Annotated in this window: 14 protein-coding genes; 5 read left to right on the top strand and 9 right to left on the bottom strand. The window is 62.5% G+C overall.

Features of this window, described 5'->3' with window-relative positions; translation table 11 throughout:
- Positions 1–58 precede the first annotated feature (58 nt).
- Both HDEN_RS06345 and HDEN_RS06340 read left to right on the top strand, forming a co-directional pair.
- On the top strand, positions 59–547 hold the full coding sequence (locus HDEN_RS06345; RefSeq protein ID WP_013215315.1) for an outer membrane protein assembly factor BamE: 489 nt from the start codon (positions 59–61) through the stop codon (positions 545–547).
- 124 nt (positions 548–671) lie between these two features.
- The gene (locus tag HDEN_RS06340; RefSeq protein ID WP_013215314.1) at positions 672–926 is read left to right on the top strand and encodes a hypothetical protein; all 255 of its coding nucleotides are present in this window, start codon (positions 672–674) and stop codon (positions 924–926) included.
- A gap of 90 nt (positions 927–1,016) precedes the next feature.
- Here HDEN_RS06340 and HDEN_RS06335 read toward each other — a convergent pair whose 3' ends face one another.
- Together HDEN_RS06335 and HDEN_RS06330 are read right to left on the bottom strand one after the other, a co-directional pair.
- Entirely contained in the window at positions 1,017–3,173 is a 2,157-nt protein-coding gene (locus HDEN_RS06335) for a sodium-translocating pyrophosphatase (RefSeq protein ID WP_013215313.1), read from the bottom strand.
- 248 nt (positions 3,174–3,421) lie between these two features.
- Complete coding sequence (locus HDEN_RS06330) at positions 3,422–3,847, bottom strand: hypothetical protein (RefSeq protein WP_013215312.1); 426 nt, start codon at positions 3,845–3,847, stop codon at positions 3,422–3,424.
- A 261-nt stretch (positions 3,848–4,108) separates the two neighbouring features.
- On the opposite strand from HDEN_RS06330, the gene HDEN_RS06325 reads away from it, so the two are divergent.
- Positions 4,109–4,990, top strand: a complete 882-nt coding sequence (locus HDEN_RS06325) for a DUF937 domain-containing protein (protein WP_013215311.1) — start codon at positions 4,109–4,111, stop codon at positions 4,988–4,990.
- Positions 4,991–5,059: 69 nt separating this feature from the next.
- Here the strand turns inward: HDEN_RS06325 and HDEN_RS06320 are convergent, their stop codons facing one another.
- The 4 genes from HDEN_RS06320 to HDEN_RS06305 all read right to left on the bottom strand — a co-directional run bounded on the left by HDEN_RS06320 (position 5,060) and on the right by HDEN_RS06305 (position 7,689).
- Positions 5,060–5,410: a hypothetical protein gene (locus tag HDEN_RS06320; protein WP_013215310.1), complete on the bottom strand. Its 351-nt coding sequence runs from the start codon at positions 5,408–5,410 to the stop codon at positions 5,060–5,062.
- Between the two features lie 189 nt (positions 5,411–5,599).
- Positions 5,600–5,947, bottom strand: coding sequence for a RidA family protein (locus HDEN_RS06315; RefSeq protein ID WP_013215309.1), 348 nt, complete (start codon positions 5,945–5,947; stop codon positions 5,600–5,602).
- A gap of 63 nt (positions 5,948–6,010) precedes the next feature.
- Positions 6,011–6,595 carry a GDYXXLXY domain-containing protein gene (locus tag HDEN_RS06310; protein WP_013215308.1) on the bottom strand — a complete coding sequence of 195 codons (585 nt, stop codon included), beginning with the start codon at positions 6,593–6,595 and terminating at the stop codon, positions 6,011–6,013.
- Positions 6,592–7,689 (bottom strand): DUF2157 domain-containing protein, encoded by a 1,098-nt coding sequence (locus tag HDEN_RS06305; RefSeq protein WP_013215307.1) that lies wholly within the window; start codon positions 7,687–7,689, stop codon positions 6,592–6,594. Before HDEN_RS06305 ends, HDEN_RS06310 begins: the two co-directional genes overlap by 4 nt.
- A 348-nt stretch (positions 7,690–8,037) precedes the next feature.
- Here HDEN_RS06305 and HDEN_RS06300 point away from each other — a divergent pair, with 348 nt between their 5' ends.
- Positions 8,038–9,408 carry an Nramp family divalent metal transporter gene (locus HDEN_RS06300; protein WP_013215306.1) on the top strand — a complete coding sequence of 457 codons (1,371 nt, stop codon included), beginning with the start codon at positions 8,038–8,040 and terminating at the stop codon, positions 9,406–9,408.
- 12 nt (positions 9,409–9,420) lie between these two features.
- Here the strand turns inward: HDEN_RS06300 and HDEN_RS06295 are convergent, their stop codons facing one another.
- A complete protein-coding gene (locus HDEN_RS06295) occupies positions 9,421–10,047 on the bottom strand; it encodes a hypothetical protein (protein WP_245256744.1) in 627 nt (208 codons plus the stop codon).
- 152 nt (positions 10,048–10,199) lie between these two features.
- Here HDEN_RS06295 and trmFO point away from each other — a divergent pair, with 152 nt between their 5' ends.
- On the top strand, positions 10,200–11,633 hold the full coding sequence (gene trmFO / locus HDEN_RS06290) for a methylenetetrahydrofolate--tRNA-(uracil(54)-C(5))-methyltransferase (FADH(2)-oxidizing) TrmFO (RefSeq protein ID WP_013215304.1): 1,434 nt from the start codon (positions 10,200–10,202) through the stop codon (positions 11,631–11,633).
- Here the strand turns inward: trmFO and HDEN_RS06285 are convergent.
- Positions 11,630–14,131, bottom strand: coding sequence for an SGNH/GDSL hydrolase family protein (locus HDEN_RS06285; RefSeq protein WP_013215303.1), 2,502 nt, complete (start codon positions 14,129–14,131; stop codon positions 11,630–11,632). The two genes, trmFO and HDEN_RS06285, sit on opposite strands and share 4 nt — an antisense overlap.
- A 33-nt stretch (positions 14,132–14,164) precedes the next feature.
- The gene (locus tag HDEN_RS06280; RefSeq protein ID WP_013215302.1) at positions 14,165–15,001 is read right to left on the bottom strand and encodes a squalene/phytoene synthase family protein; all 837 of its coding nucleotides are present in this window, start codon (positions 14,999–15,001) and stop codon (positions 14,165–14,167) included.
- Position 15,002 lies beyond the last annotated feature (1 nt).

The following is a 15,002-nucleotide window of genomic DNA, read 5'->3' as shown; positions in this document are numbered from 1 at the left end:
CGCACTTTAAACACAGCGCGTCGGAGAGCGAAGCGATTCTGAGGGGATGAAGGGTCGAATGCGACAGCATGACAAGACGACGGGTTTAGTGGCGGCAGGTTGCCGTCTGCTCGCCCTTGTCTCTCTTCTGGCGCTCGCGGGCTGCGGCGGAACGGTCACCAAGCATGGTCAGGTGTTCAAGGATACGGACCTTCAGGCCGTCCAGGCCGGCATGAGCCAGGACCAGGTGCGCGCCGCCCTCGGTACGCCCGCGACGACCGCCGTCATCGGCGACGGCCGCGCGTTCTATTACATCTCCAGCACCGACACGCAGCAATCGTTCTTCCTGCCGACGGAGCAAAGCCGTCAGGTGGTAGCCGTGTACTTCACCAAAGGCGGCACGGTCGATCACGTCGCCAACTATGGCCTGAAGGACGGCAAAGTCTTCGACTTCGTGAGCCGCAAGACCCCATCCCCTGGCGGCCGCGACGAAACCATCCTGAATCAGCTGTTCCGCAACCTCGGAAAGCAGCAGCTCTTCGGAGCAGGCAGCGCATTCGGAGGCTAACGCGTTCGGCGCAGCATCCGCCTGAATTGGTTGCTGCGCGCGCTGGATCTCGCCCCGAAATTGGCGGGCGAAATTTTCGCCATCCCGGTCTATGCTTCGCTCGCTTCAACGAGCAGGTAGCTTCATGACCGAAAATATCGAAGAAGGCTTCATGGCGTTCCTCGGCGACGGCCAGGAAGGCATCGGTGCCGTCCGCGAGGTCAACGACACATCCATCGTCATCTATGTCGAGAATGCCGGCGAATTCGTCGTCCCGCGCACGGCGGTCAAGGACGTTCACTTCCAGAAAGTGATCCTGCGGCCCGATCGGCTCGATAAGCGGCTGCTTACCGCTATTGGACACGAGCACGACAGCGAGGACCCGAACCTCGTCGGCTAAGCGCAGCACACGTCTCCACCCCCGACGCTCGACCAAACAAAAAAGGCTCCGGACGAACCGGAGCCTTTTCCTTTGAAGCGTGAGTGTCGCTTACCAGTGCGCAAGCACAGCGAGCAACAGCAGAGCCACGATGTTGGTGATCTTGATCGCCGGGTTGACAGCCGGACCGGCCGTATCCTTGTAGGGATCGCCGACGGTGTCGCCCGTGACCGACGCCTTGTGCGCTTCCGAACCCTTGACGTGCTTGACGCCGTCCACGTCGACGAAACCGTCTTCGAAGCTCTTCTTGGCGTTGTCCCAGGCACCGCCGCCCGAGGTCATCGAGATGGCGACGAAGATGCCGGTGACGATCACGCCGAGCAGCATCGCACCGACCGCCGAGAACGCGGCGCCCTTACCGGCGATGGCGTTGACGACAATGAAGAGAACGATCGGCGACAGAACCGGCAGCAGCGACGGGATGATCATTTCCTTGATCGCGGCGCGCGTCAGCAGGTCGACCGCGGCAGCATAGTCGGGCTTTTCGGTTCCCTTCATGATGCCGGGCTTGGCTTTGAACTGACGGCGAACCTCGAGCACGATGGCGCCGCCCGCACGTCCGACAGCCGTCATTGCGAGACCGCCGAACAGGAACGGGATGAGGCCGCCGAGCAGCAGACCCGCAACGACATAGGGGTTCTCAAGGCCGAAGTTCACCTGAACGTCCTTGAAGAACTGATAGCCCGTCGCTCCGGTCTTGTTCGCTTCCTCGATGAAGTGATGCAGGTCGTAGTTGTAGGCTGCGAAGAGAACGAGCGCGCCGAGACCGGCCGAACCGATCGCGTAGCCCTTCGTCACCGCCTTGGTGGTGTTGCCGACGGCGTCGAGCGCGTCCGTCGAACGGCGGACTTCCTTCGGCAGGCCGGCCATTTCGGCGATGCCGCCGGCGTTGTCGGTCACCGGACCGAACGCGTCGAGCGCCACGATCATGCCGGCGAGGCCGAGCATCGTCGTCGTCGCGATCGCCGTGCCGAACAGGCCGCCGAGCTGGTACGTCGTGATGATGCTGGCGACGATGGCGAGCGTCGGCAGCGCGCAGGCTTCAAGCGAAACCGCAAGGCCCTGAATGACGTTGGTGCCGTGTCCCGTCACCGACGCCTGGCTGATCGACTTCACCGGACGGTAGCCGATGCCAGTGTAGTACTCGGTGATCCAGACGATCAGGCCGGTCAACGCCAGACCGACGAGACCGCAAAGGAACAGGTTCCAGCCGGTGATCGACTGCCCCGCAGCCGTACCGACATCGCCGAAGCCGCCGAGAACGTACTGCGTCGCAGCCCAGAGACCGGCGATCGACAAAACGCCCGAAGCGATGACGCCGCGATAAAGCGCGCCCATGATCGAGCCATTAGCGCCGAGGCGCACGAAGTACGTGCCGACGATCGAGGTCACGATGCAGGCCGCGCAAATCGCCAGCGGATAGAGCATCAGCACACCGAGGTTCGGCTGACCGGCAAAGAAGATCGCAGCCAACACCATCGTCGCAACGACCGTCACGGCGTAGGTTTCGAACAAGTCGGCCGCCATGCCCGCGCAGTCGCCGACGTTGTCGCCGACGTTGTCGGCAATCGTCGCCGGGTTGCGCGGATCGTCTTCCGGAATGCCGGCTTCGACCTTGCCGACGAGGTCGCCGCCAACGTCGGCGCCCTTCGTGAAGATGCCGCCGCCGAGACGCGCGAAGATCGAGATCAGCGATGCGCCGAAGCCCAGCGCAACGAGCGCGTCGACAACGTCACGGCTGCCCGGTTCCTTGCCGAGGCCAACCGTCAGGAATGCGTAGTAGCCGGCGACGCCGAGAAGAGCCAAGCCCGCAACCAGCATGCCCGTGATGGCGCCCGACTTGAATGCGATGTCGAGGCCTTTCGCGAGCGAAACGGTCGCCGCCTGTGCGGTCCTGACGTTCGCGCGCACCGACACGTTCATGCCGATGAAGCCAGTGAGCCCCGACAGCACCGCGCCGATCAGGAAGCCGAACGCCTGCAGCGGTCCGAGAAGCAACCACGCGAGAATGAAGATGATGACGCCGACGATCGCGATCGTGCGATACTGACGGCTGAGATAAGCCTGGGCGCCCTCGCGGACGGCAGACGCAATTTCCTGCATCCGCGCGTTGCCCTGATCTGCACTCATCACAGCGTTCGAGGTGATGAACGCATAAAGGATCGCCAGCGCACCGCAGGCGATGATCCCCCAAAGTATGTTGATCATGGAGTGGTCCTTTTAGCCCCGCTTCTTTTTGTTTGTGCAAGCGGGCCTTGCCGGGATGGCGGACCCACCTTCGCTCCCCAGGCAGACTCGCCTGCTGAAAGTCGCGCGGACCATGCCAAAAGTGCTGCTGCGTTGCAACTCGGGCACTCTAGCCCTTTCGCACGAAAAAAGCGGTCCGCACCGGAATTCCCGTGCGAACCGCTCGAAGTCGTCTAATTAAAACGTGATCCTGAGGAAACTCTCAGGCTTTAGCGGCGATGATGACGACCGCCCCAGCCGCGGTGGTGACCCCAGCCGCGATGTCCCCAACCGCGATGATGGCGCCATCCGCGATTGCCGCGCCAGCCATTATGACGCCAGTGGCGATGCCGCCAGCCGTAGCTGCGATAAGGATAGTATCCGTCGCCATAATAATAATAACGCGGCGAATAGAACCCGTATCCGTAATAGGGCCAACCGAAGCCAAATCGCCAGCCGCGACGATGGCCCCACCGGCGATGACCCCAGCCACGATGACCCCAGCCACGATGGCGCCAACCGGTCTTCGTAGCGACGCTTGAAGATTCACCGATGTGCGACGGAGTCAGACCGGCCGCCGCGCGCGCGGGAACAGGCATCGTCCCCACGAAGAGAAGTCCGCAAAGAACGGACATCGATAAAACGAGTTTGCGCATGACAATCTCCACTATAGGCATCCGGTCTTACGGACGCTCAACTCACGGAACGCTAACGTTCAGATGCAGGCGTAGTTGCACGACGCTGATGCGGATTGCCGCCTCTTATTGCAGCAAAGTAAATGCCTGAATGTATGAACCTCTAATGAATGCAGAAGGTCGAAAGAGCAGCCGGACTTATCACCCGATAGACCATAGCTGTCAGCGACGAGCGCGCATGCTAGGCATCGCCTGCATGCGATCGGCAAGCGGGAGGTTTTGATGACAATTGCCGCGACCTTGGACAGTGCAGATGGCCAGCGTCTTATCGAACAAGTTGCGCAGACTTTTGGCGTTGATGACGACAAGGCCGGGCAAGCGGTTCACACGCTGACCGACGAACTGCAGGCGCGCGTTCAACGGCGCATGCTTAACAGGGCCGGCGTCGCGGATGTTGCAGCGCTGGTGACGAACCCGGCCGCCGGGACTGCCTTGTCCGAACCGCAGACGCTCGCCTCACCCGAAGCTGTCGACAGCGGCAACCACATTCTCGACGTGCTCATCGGCAGCAAGCATGTCAGCCGGAAAATCGCGGCGCGCACGGCATCGAGTTCCAACCTCGATACGGGAACGGTCGAAAAGTTGCTGCCAGCGGTCGCGAGCTTGCTGGTTGCCGAGTTGCAACGACAATCACAGCCCGCGCTCCAGAAAGCCGTCAGCGGCATTCCCGGACTCTCAGGATTCGGCGGCAGCCCGCTCGGCCTGCCCGGAGACGCACCACCGCAATCGGGTTCGGCGAGCGACTGGTCGTCAGGTAATGGGCAATCACCATCCGGTCGGCCTTCCGGTGCTCCGATCGATGCCGGACAGCCGCTGCCGATCCCAGGGGACAATATTCCGGGTCTTGGCCGGAGATCGGGCCGCTCCTATCCGCAGCCCGACGACAACGACGATCCCTATCAGAGGCTGCCCGACATCATCCGGCGCGGCGGCCAACAGGTCCCCGGCGGCGGCGGATCACTCGAGGACATCATCCGCTCGATATTCGGCAAAGTTCTCGGATCGAACCGCGGCGTCATCGGAACGATGATCCAGCTTTTTCTCATTCGCTGGCTCGCATCGCTGGCGCGCCGGTTCCTGTCGCGTATTTTCACCGGACGATAAAAATAGCGAAGAGCCGCGCGCAAAAAACGCCGGCTCTTCCAAGGCTATTTCAGTCTGTGACGTAGCTGCTCAGCGTCCGCCGCGGCAGGGACGCGAGTTCACGTCGCAGCTCCACGCGCCGCCGGTACCGGCGTGATCGCACTTGATGCTCTTGCTGCCGGAACGCGCCCAGCTCGTCCATGCGCCGCCGTATTCAAAATTGACGAAATCGGCCCAGGACTTGATCGCGGCGGCTTGTGCGGCCTTCTTGCTCGAAAGGCCCGAACTCGATCCGTAGTGATAGTGATCCGTGAAGCAGACGAAGCCCCGTTCGCGCCGCTGTTCGTGAATGTCGGCCACCTCTTGCGCCATCACCGGCGCAGAAAGAGAAACCAGAACAGCGGCGATCAGCCCCCGTTTAAAACATCCCGTCTTGGTCATTTGTCCGACCCCCCCGAAAATGACTATGAGAAACCCCGGGGCGACTTCTTGCAGATTCAAGAGTCGGCTCGAAGGGTTCTCGTCAAATCCAGTCGAGAAAAATATTCGGACGCGGCAATCGGGGCACAGACGACCGCCGGGTTTTTCGACCCGGCGGCTGAAAAACAATCAGACCTTCGGATGATCGCTTTATTTGACGGCAACGACCGAGATCTCGACCAACATGCGCGGGTCGATGACCTTGGCTTCGACGCAAGCGCGCGCCGGAGCGTCCTTGCCCCCGAGCCACGCGCCCCAGGCTTTGTTCATGCCGTCGCGATTGCGAATGTCGTTGAGCCAGACCGTTGCCTGGACGATTTTCGACTTGTCCGTGCCTGCGAGCGCCAGCAGCCGGTCGATCTCGGTGAGAACCTCGGCCGTCTGGCCTTCCACGTCACGTGACAGGTCGGTCGGGATGACACCCGCCGTGAAGACGAAGCCGTTCGCCTCGGTCACCTTGGAATAAACGGCTGAAGATTCGTAGCGTTGGACTGTCACGTTCGTTCTCCCTGATATCGAATTTCAGGGGCTCATAGCAGCCAGAGCGGCGTGCCAGAAGTGCTAAAGCAAGGGCGGGTCGACGTGCCGCTCACCATCGACAACGAGGCCTTTCAGCGCTGCGCTTCCGTCCGCGCCAACGGCCAGAATAGCATCGATCTTGTGCTCCCGGACCTTGCTTTCGAGCACGCGGCCGGTTCCTTCCGGCACGAAGTAGGTCTCGATGCCATACCGCAAGCTGAGAACACCATCCGACCCCGACTGCCCGCGCCACATGCGATCGACACGGGCTTTCAAGACGACATCGGAAGGCGACACGCTCTTCGGGAATTCAGGCGAGACGGACGTGACGTCCCAGCCGCCGGCCGGGTTCGGGGCAACCGTTACGTACGCCGGCGCACCAACGGCGAATTTATCGAAGCTTCCGGCCGGCACCTGCGACGCGTTCAAGCTCGAAATGTCGTAGCCGAGCGTCACGTAATCGCCGCGGAAGATATCCCGTGGATCGACAGGCTTGACCGGCAACGTGATCTCCCGGCCCGACTTGAGCAGGCGATCCTTGTCATAGACGATCTTGAACAGCGCCGCCGTCTGCACGAACGCGACGAAGATCAGCAATGGCCAGAAATAGCGAGACGCACTATTCATGCCGCAGCCTCCGTTCGGCTAGGCCCGCGCTGCGCGATCTTGAGCGCCATGTAAGCCAGCGCCGCGACGAGCAATGCCGCCACGAGGAAAAACAGCGAGGTGTTGAGAATGGTGCCGACGGTTTTCCCGTAGACGGAGAGCACCTCGAGGGAAAATCCGATATAGCCGAGCCAGAGAACGCCGCGATTTCCCGTCGCCAGTCCGTAGCTGATCGCGCCGAGCAACAGCACCAATGTCAGCGCTGCCAACGCGATGAGAGTTCCGAGCGACGTGCGTTCGAAAAATTGCAGCGCATAGAGACCCGCGAACGCGATGACCATCGCATACGCAAGGACCGGCGCCGCGACGTGATCGAAGTGCGGCAAGGCCTTTTCGACACCGATCGCCGCCGCCGCGGCGAGCAATCCGATGATGGCGACGGCCGTGTGCTCATGCCCGTGCCCGAGCAGATATCCGAGCGAAATGATGAAAATCGTCAACGCCAGCGCCGAAAGGTGCAGGCCGGGGAACCAGCGCTGCCAGAGAAACGCCGCCGTGACAGCCGCCCAGCCGATGAGGAACGGCCAATGCACCGCGTTGCTCTGCGACACTTCCATGCCTGACCAGACGCAGACGAGGATCATCGCCAAAGCCAAGGCCGGATTAGAGCGCAGCAGGACGCCAGCAAACAAAGCTGCAAGCCACCACATCAAAACCGCGTCCGTCGGATTGCCGTCGACGTGATACATCTGGCTGATGAGCATGATGCTCGCACCGAACATCCCCAATGCGAACAGGATCGCTGCGTCGGCAAGTGCCGCGTGTCCGCGCGATGCCAGCCACCCGGCCATGCCGTAGCCTGCCCAGATCGATGCCAGCAGCAAGGCGAGCCGTCCGAGACGCGGCACCTCTTCCCAGTTCGCAGCCACGAACGATATCGCCGCAAATCCGAACAAGACGCTGGCGAGGATGGCGAGCGCCGATGCCAGGCTGACGGACGGGCCACGGCTTGCAATGTCGGAAAGGATTGCCGCGTGACCGTCTCGCGTCACCCAACCATTGGCTTGCCAACGGTCGAGATCGCGTTCGAGGCGCTTCTTATAGGGAGCCCACATGTCGAACCTTATCCGGCGTACACATCATTTAGCCCGTCATCCGAGCGGCAGCATGGCGATCGATCCCGATGGCGACCCTGAACAGTCAAGGCGAGAAGCGATGAAGCCTTCATAAATGAAGCCATGACAAATGCGATTTGGCCAGTCCGTCCTGGCACGGACTTCCGGCGAATTCCTGACGCTGACGGCCGATACCTCCAAATTCCGCTGCCTCGCCACGGCGCAGGGTGCCATTCCACATTGCCCCCTTTTCCTCTGCCGCATTGCCGCGTCCGCTTGACGGAAGACGGAGGTTTCGGCTATCTCAGTTGCAAATGATTGTCATTTGCGAAATGGACCTCCTCCACGATGGACGTGAAATCTGAAGCTGCGGCGGCGCTAAAAACGCCGGCATCGTGGAACGCCGACTGGCGCAGAGAGCTTGCCGACCGCTCGCTCGCGGACGTCCACGGCACGGTCGCCGTAGCCCGCAAAGGAACGCCCTGGCGCCGTTTCGCTGCTTTTCTCGGCCCCGGATACATGGTCGCCGTCGGGTACATGGACCCGGGCAACTGGGCGACATCGATCGCGGGCGGATCGAAATTCGGATACACGCTGCTGTTCGTTGCGCTGCTGTCCAACATCATGGCCATCATCCTGCAGGCGCTTTGCGCGCGCCTTGCGATCGGTTCAGGCCGCGACCTCGCTCAGGCGTGCCGTGACGGCTATCCGCGCTGGACATCATTTCCGCTTTGGCTGTTCGCAGAGACCGCGATCATCGCGACCGATGTCGCCGAAGTCATCGGCACCGCAATCGGTCTCAACCTGCTCTTCGGAATGCCTCTGGAAATCGGCGTGCTGATCACCGCACTCGACGTGTTCGTCGTGCTGCTGTTGCAGCGTCTCGGCTTCCGCTATCTCGAAGCCTTCATCGTGACCATGCTCGGCGTCATCACGATCTGCTTCGCCGTTCAGATCGCGCTCGCCGACCCGGAATGGGGCGCCGTCATCCGCGGCTTCGCGCCGACGACCGACATCATCCGCAATCCGGACATGCTTTACCTCGCGCTCGGCATTCTCGGCGCGACGGTCATGCCGCACAATCTCTACCTGCACTCGGCCATCGTGCAGACGCGCGCCTATGGCGATACGACGGAAGAAAAGCGCGAGGCCCTGAAGTTCGCGACGTGGGATTCCACGATCGCGCTCTCGCTCGCACTCATCATCAACGCCTCGATCCTCATTCTCGCGGCCGCGACATTCTACAAGACCGGCCAGACCGACGTTGCCGAACTCGGACAGGCGCAATCGCTGCTGCATCCGCTGCTCGGCTCGGCCATCGCGCCGACGCTCTTCGGCGTCGCGCTTCTCTGCTGCGGATTGAATTCAACGGTAACGGCGACGCTGGCGGGTCAAGCCGTGATGGAAGGCTTCCTGCAAATCCGGATGGCGCCGTGGGTGCGCCGCCTCGTGACGCGCATGGTGGCGTTGGTTCCGGCAGCAGGCGTGACGTTGCTTTACGGCGAAGCTGAAACCGGCAAGCTCCTGATCCTGTCTCAGGTCGTCCTCAGCCTGCAGCTGCCGTTCGCAATCGTTCCGCTGGTTCAGTTCACGGCGAGCCGGACGAAAATGGGAGCGCTCGTCTCTCCGCGCTGGCTGACGGCGATCGCCATGCTGATCGCGGTGCTGATCATCGCCCTCAACGCCAAACTGGTCTACGATTTCGTTGCGGGCGCTTGAGTTCGTCCGGTTTTACTTCGCGGCAACCGGCAGACTGTCGAGGTCCTTGATGTACCATTTGTCGACCTCGACGACGGCCGGGTTCTCGCCGTTGGCATAGATCCAGCTGTCGACGGCCCAGCGCTGGCTGTTCGACGTTTCCTTCAACACCGCCGTCCAATGCGTCCAGCCCGCGACGCCCTTCCAGAGCTGGTCCTTCGAGAACGGCGTTCCGACGGTGTGATACTTCAGCAGACCATTGTTCTGCATGACGAGCATGTAGCTGGTCGTGTTGGTCGACTCATCGACGCAGTCCATTTGCGTCGGGTCTCCGGAGGCTTCGAAGTCCATGCCCGGACGATCCTTGTCCGTGCCGATCACCTTGCCGACCCGCGTTTCCATCCAGCCGACCGCATACGCAACGGCGCGACGCTCCTCGGCGGCCGTGTCACCCTTTTTGACCTTCTTGAAGATTGCCCGGAGTTCGTCGATGTCGGCGTCGGTAAATCTGAACTTCGTCCGCATCTTGCAGGTATAGGCGTGGCAGACCGACACCGTATTCTTGTTCGGCGCGTCGACCTGGAAATCCGCGTAATGATCGCTGACCGGCCCGTTTCGCTCGTGCGTGCAGGCGCCGAGCGCTGCTGCGAGCGACACCATACAGAGAACCCGTTGCAAGCCCATGCCGCCCCGCTTAAGTACCGGTAGGGGCGCGCTTGGCCGCCCCTTTCCGATCTCGCTTAACATTCGAACGATTCGCCTCAAACCGCCACGCAGCGGAGCGATTCGCAAGCTGTGGAAGTCCTGTGCATATGATCAAACCCGCTGCCATCCACGTCGTCGGCGCCGGCCTCGCCGGATCGGAAGCCGCGCACCAGATCGCGCGCGCGGGCATTCCTGTCGTGCTGCACGAGATGCGGCCCGAACGCGGAACCGACGCGCACAAGACGGATGGCTTCGCGGAGCTTGTCTGCTCGAACTCGTTCCGTTCAGACGATTGGGAGAACAATGCCGTCGGTCTGCTGCACGAGGAGATGCGCCGCGCGGATTCGCTGATCCTGGCTGCGGGCGACAAGCACAAACTGCCGGCTGGCGGCGCTCTCGCCGTCGATCGCGACGCCTTCTCCGCAGAGGTCACCGCACGCCTTTCCGAAAACCCGCTCGTGACGATCGTGCGCGGCGAAATCGACGGATTGCCTCCGGACGATTGGGCGAGCGTCATCATCGCGACAGGTCCGTTGACCTCACCCGCGCTCAGCACGGCGATCGCAAAACTGACGGGCGAAGACTCGCTTGCCTTTTTCGACGCCATCGCGCCGGTCATTCATCGCGACAGCATCGACACGTCGATCGCGTGGTTCCAATCGCGCTACGACAAGGCGGGCCCCGGAGGCACCGGCGCGGACTATCTCAATTGCCCGATGACAAAGCCCGAGTACGAAGCCTTCATCGATGCGCTGCTCGCGGGCGAAAAAACGTCCTTCAAGGACTGGGAAGCCTCGACGCCCTACTTCGACGGCTGCCTGCCGGTCGAAGTGATGGCCGAGCGCGGTCGCGACACACTGCGCTACGGGCCGATGAAGCCCGTAGGTCTCGACGATCCGCGCACCGGCCGCTGGCCCTACGCGGTCGTGCAGCTTCGTCAGGACAATGCGCTCGCAACGCTTTGGAACATGGTCGGCTTCCAGACGAAGCTGAAACACGCCGAGCAAGTGCGCGTGTTCCGCACGATCCCCGGATTGCAGAACGCCGAGTTCGCACGTCTCGGCGGCCTGCATCGCAACACCTATCTCAATTCGCCCAAGCTGCTCGATCGCTCGCTGCGCCTGAAGGCAAACTCGCGTTTGCGTTTCGCAGGCCAGATCACCGGCGTCGAAGGCTATGTCGAAAGCGCCGCGATGGGTTTGCTTGCCGGTCGCTTCGCCGCTGCGCAGGCGCTAGGACGTGAAACGGATGCCCCACCGGCAACAACGGCTCTCGGTGCGCTGCTCGATCACATCACCGGCGGGCATCTCGTCAGCGACGATGATGAGCGCTCGTCGGCGCGCTCGTTCCAGCCGATGAATATCAATTACGGGTTACTGCCCGATCTCGCACAGGCGCCGACACACGATCAGAACGGCGCGCGCCTCAAAGGCCCGGAACGTGGTCGCGAGAAAAAGCGCGCGATGTCACGCCGCGCGATCGCCGACCTCACGCGCTGGCTCGATGAAACCGCCGCGCAAAGCGCCGATCAGTCCGTCTAGTTCGACGATCCGCTGGCGGGCGCAAAAGGCCGGATGGCCGTTTCGGGCAAGGCACCCGTCGACGCATCACCGTTCGCTGCCGGTGCGGGCGCGGCTGCCGCATCGGTTGCCGGAGCGTTCGCGTTCGATGCCGGAGCTTCCGATCCCGCAACCGGCAACGGCACGTCGATCTTCGGAGGCGCGAGCAATTCTTTCGCCTCGCCCAATCCCGTTTCGGGCTGCGTCGCGTTGCTCGGCGCGGCGACACCCACCGGCGGCGCAAGAGGCTCGCTGCCAACGACGTTCGCATCCGCACCGCCTGCCGCTCCGGCCGCCGGCAAAGGCCCGGTCGTACCCGGTCCAGTCACAGGCGGCGGCACGCCCGGCTGCGGCTGCGCCGTCTGAGGCATGACGCCGACCTGCACATCGTCAGGCCCCGAAACGACAGCTTTCACCCCTTTGGATTCCGGTTCGACGTCAAATGCCGGAGCACCCGCTGCGGGCGTCGTGATCACTGCCTTGACGTCCGGAATTTCGCGCCCCGGCTCATCGACCGCGGCCGGCAGCGCCTCGTCGGGCTTGATCGATGAAAGATAAGACGCATCGGCGTCCGGCCCTTCGCCGTACTTCGCGAGCACCGCGCGCGCCTTCTCGACGACCGCATCGGCAATCGCCGCCTGACCTTCCGCGGTCGGATGGAACGCGCCGGAATACGTCGTCGCAAGCAGCAACTGGAACGGCGCGAATGGCTCGATCTTCAAAACTTTTGTCAGCATGCCGGCGGCGACATGAAAGTTCGCCGTCATGAACGCGTCGTTCGGCGTCCGGAACCAGCGTTGCCGCGACGCATACGGAAGATAGTCGGCGGGGTTATAGGGCGTCCACGCGCCATCGACCTTGCGCGGCAGACGCAGATCGTCAACCTGACTGACGCCCGCGACGCTCAATCCCGCGCAAATGCCACGGCCAATGAACGCACGCCGGTGCGTCTCGACGAACGTCCAGCCGTACTCGTAAGCGCTGTCACGCATCTGACGATGCAGCTTATCCGCGAACCACGTTCCCAGTCTCAGCTTCACCGCATCAAGCTGAAAATCCGGAACGGATTCCATGCCCGCGTTGCCGCTTCCGCAGGTCTCGCTGCCGTCGCCCGCGAGCGCCATGCCCGGATAAGCGACGAGCAGAATGCGATCGCTTTGATCCCAAGGAAGATAGAGAATGTTGTGCAGCGCGCGATTGAGAGCTTTATAACGCGCGCCGAGATGTTTGAGCTGCGCCGACGCTTCGGCCTCGCCGTGCACCTCGCCGAGCCAGCCGCCAAGCTCGCGCAGGATCGATTGATTGGACAGCACCGCGTTCGCCAGCAAACGTGAGAAGCCGATGTCGTTGCCGCCGATCGACACCAGTGCAAGATCGATCTTGCGCGCCGTTTCCTGCGGACACTTGCGCAGGATGAGATCCTTGAGTTCCGGTACCTGCCCGTTGATGTGGTAGGCTTCCGGCACGTCGGCCTGTTGCGTCGCATTCGCGCCGCACTGAGCTTCCGCAAGCGCGGAAATCTGCGAATATCTCGGCGGGTCCGGCACCCACTCGTTGCCTTTGTAGCGCAGGAACAAGCCGTCGGTGACTTCCGCGCCCGCGCACGACACGCCGACGAACGTCACCGCACGATGCGGGTCTTCGAGAGACAACTGCAACGCGGTTCGCAATTGCTCGGAATAGAGCGAGCGATGGCACGCCTGATCGAGCCAGCGCGCGTTCGCCTTGATGAATTGCTTGTCGCCGAGATCGCGCCAGGGGCCGACCCGGGCCGGATAACCGGTCAAGCCGCTATAGAAGCCGACGGTCGAATAATCGGCCGCGCGCTCGCGTGAGAACCTGACGGCAAGATCGGGATTGCCTTCGCCGGACGCAAAACTATCGCCCATCCCCGCGACCAGAATATCGCGCACGCGGACATCGGCTTTCGCAACCTCGAGCCCGCCGATCTCGAGCGTGACGACCGCGCCTTTCGGATAAGGAATGACGAAGCGCGCCGGTTCGCTGCAAGACTGCGTAAGCGCGTCCCCGCGTGGCGTTTCCGATCCGCGCGGAGCGGTCAACCATGTGCACGACAACATCTTCGCGTCTTCAATGCCTTCGACGCGAAAGATGACCGCATGGCTCGTCGGATTGATGTAGTCTTCGTAGGCGTCGCACTTGAAGCGATTATTGTTCCAGCACGTCTTGCGGTACATCGACGATGCCCAGCCGTCGGCATCGGTGCTTTGCAGCGCCCGCTCTCCGGAGAGCACAGGCGTCGAGCGCTGATCCGGGCCGAGCGAGCGATAAACCTGCCGGTGGACTTCCGTGTCACGCGGATCGGTGAAGAAGCGAAACGGGTTTTCGACGCGCCAGGCAATCGTGGCCGCCGCCTCCGCGCACCGGGGAGCCGCAACCGCTGCAAAGCTTACGACGGCGAGAAACAAAAGCGACGTGACCGCGACGCGGCGCGGTGTTGTTTGCCGGCGAGAAATCATCTGCCCCCTTCGCTTGGTCGTCAGTCGAACGCGTCAGAGCGTTCCGGTCCAATGCGCGCGTGCAATGCGCCACAAACGAGCGAGCGGTGCGATATCCATGATGTCACGGCTCGGATCGTATCCAGGCTTCTGCAAAGCGCGAAAATAGGGCTCGATGAGGGCAAGGGGCAAAAGCGCCGTCGTAAAGGCACGAGTTTTGCCCTTGAGATCGCTCTGAACTAACGCCAGGGATGACCGCGCTTCGCGGGCCAGCCATGCGATTTGCGGCCGCCAATCGGTGTCCGGCGGGACTGGAATGCGCGCCTCCGGCAGCGGTGTCCGCCCAGCCGCAAGGGCATTCGGCAACGTGCGAGCAACGCGCGTCAGTCCGCTGGCACGACTGGCCGCGTTGATCAAAGGGCCTGCGTCATCGGCCGGCCCATGCAGGATCTGCAGCGCGAACGCGAGGGGCGTTCCATCAATGACGCGAAAGCTTTTTTCCAATGCCGCATCGTCAGCAGGCGGATCGGCAAAAAGCGCCGCCATATGCGCTTCGAGATAGGCGTCGAGCGCCGGGCGCGAAAGCTCGCGGCGCCGCATGACGTCGGCGAACTGATCGAGAATGGGATTGCCGGAGAGATTGGAGGTATCGCCGCTGCCGAGCAGCGCATCGCGCCACCACGCCACGCGGATTTCGCCGAGCGCCGCATCGCTGACGATCTGACCGATGCGCGCGATCTCGCCGTCGAACGCCGCCAACGCAATCAGATCATCCCGGACGCTTACCGGAGCAAACAGCGCCGCGTAATAGCGATCCGGTGCGTTGAGGCGCGCGCTCGCACGGACGGCATCGGCGTTGGCGTTGGCGGTCGCTTCTTGGGGTTCGCGCACA

This window comes from Hyphomicrobium denitrificans ATCC 51888, assembly GCF_000143145.1.
GTDB lineage: Bacteria > Pseudomonadota > Alphaproteobacteria > Rhizobiales > Hyphomicrobiaceae > Hyphomicrobium_B > Hyphomicrobium_B denitrificans.
This window is presented reverse-complemented; position numbering and strand designations above follow the sequence as displayed.

What these genes read in the sequence shown, in the direction of transcription:
- HDEN_RS06345 (WP_013215315.1), top strand. Translation starts at nt 59, where the DNA reads ATGCGACAGCATGACAAGACGACGGGTTTAGTGGCGGCAGGTTGCCGT.
- HDEN_RS06340 (WP_013215314.1), top strand. Translation starts at nt 672, where the DNA reads ATGACCGAAAATATCGAAGAAGGCTTCATGGCGTTCCTCGGCGACGGC.
- HDEN_RS06335 (WP_013215313.1), bottom strand. Translation starts at nt 3,173, where the DNA reads ATGATCAACATACTTTGGGGGATCATCGCCTGCGGTGCGCTGGCGATC.
- HDEN_RS06330 (WP_013215312.1), bottom strand. Translation starts at nt 3,847, where the DNA reads ATGCGCAAACTCGTTTTATCGATGTCCGTTCTTTGCGGACTTCTCTTC.
- HDEN_RS06325 (WP_013215311.1), top strand. Translation starts at nt 4,109, where the DNA reads ATGACAATTGCCGCGACCTTGGACAGTGCAGATGGCCAGCGTCTTATC.
- HDEN_RS06320 (WP_013215310.1), bottom strand. Translation starts at nt 5,410, where the DNA reads ATGACCAAGACGGGATGTTTTAAACGGGGGCTGATCGCCGCTGTTCTG.
- HDEN_RS06310 (WP_013215308.1), bottom strand. Translation starts at nt 6,595, where the DNA reads ATGAATAGTGCGTCTCGCTATTTCTGGCCATTGCTGATCTTCGTCGCG.
- HDEN_RS06305 (WP_013215307.1), bottom strand. Translation starts at nt 7,689, where the DNA reads ATGTGGGCTCCCTATAAGAAGCGCCTCGAACGCGATCTCGACCGTTGG.
- HDEN_RS06300 (WP_013215306.1), top strand. Translation starts at nt 8,038, where the DNA reads ATGGACGTGAAATCTGAAGCTGCGGCGGCGCTAAAAACGCCGGCATCG.
- HDEN_RS06295 (WP_245256744.1), bottom strand. Translation starts at nt 10,047, where the DNA reads ATGGTGTCGCTCGCAGCAGCGCTCGGCGCCTGCACGCACGAGCGAAAC.
- trmFO (WP_013215304.1), top strand. Translation starts at nt 10,200, where the DNA reads ATGATCAAACCCGCTGCCATCCACGTCGTCGGCGCCGGCCTCGCCGGA.
- HDEN_RS06285 (WP_013215303.1), bottom strand. Translation starts at nt 14,131, where the DNA reads ATGATTTCTCGCCGGCAAACAACACCGCGCCGCGTCGCGGTCACGTCG.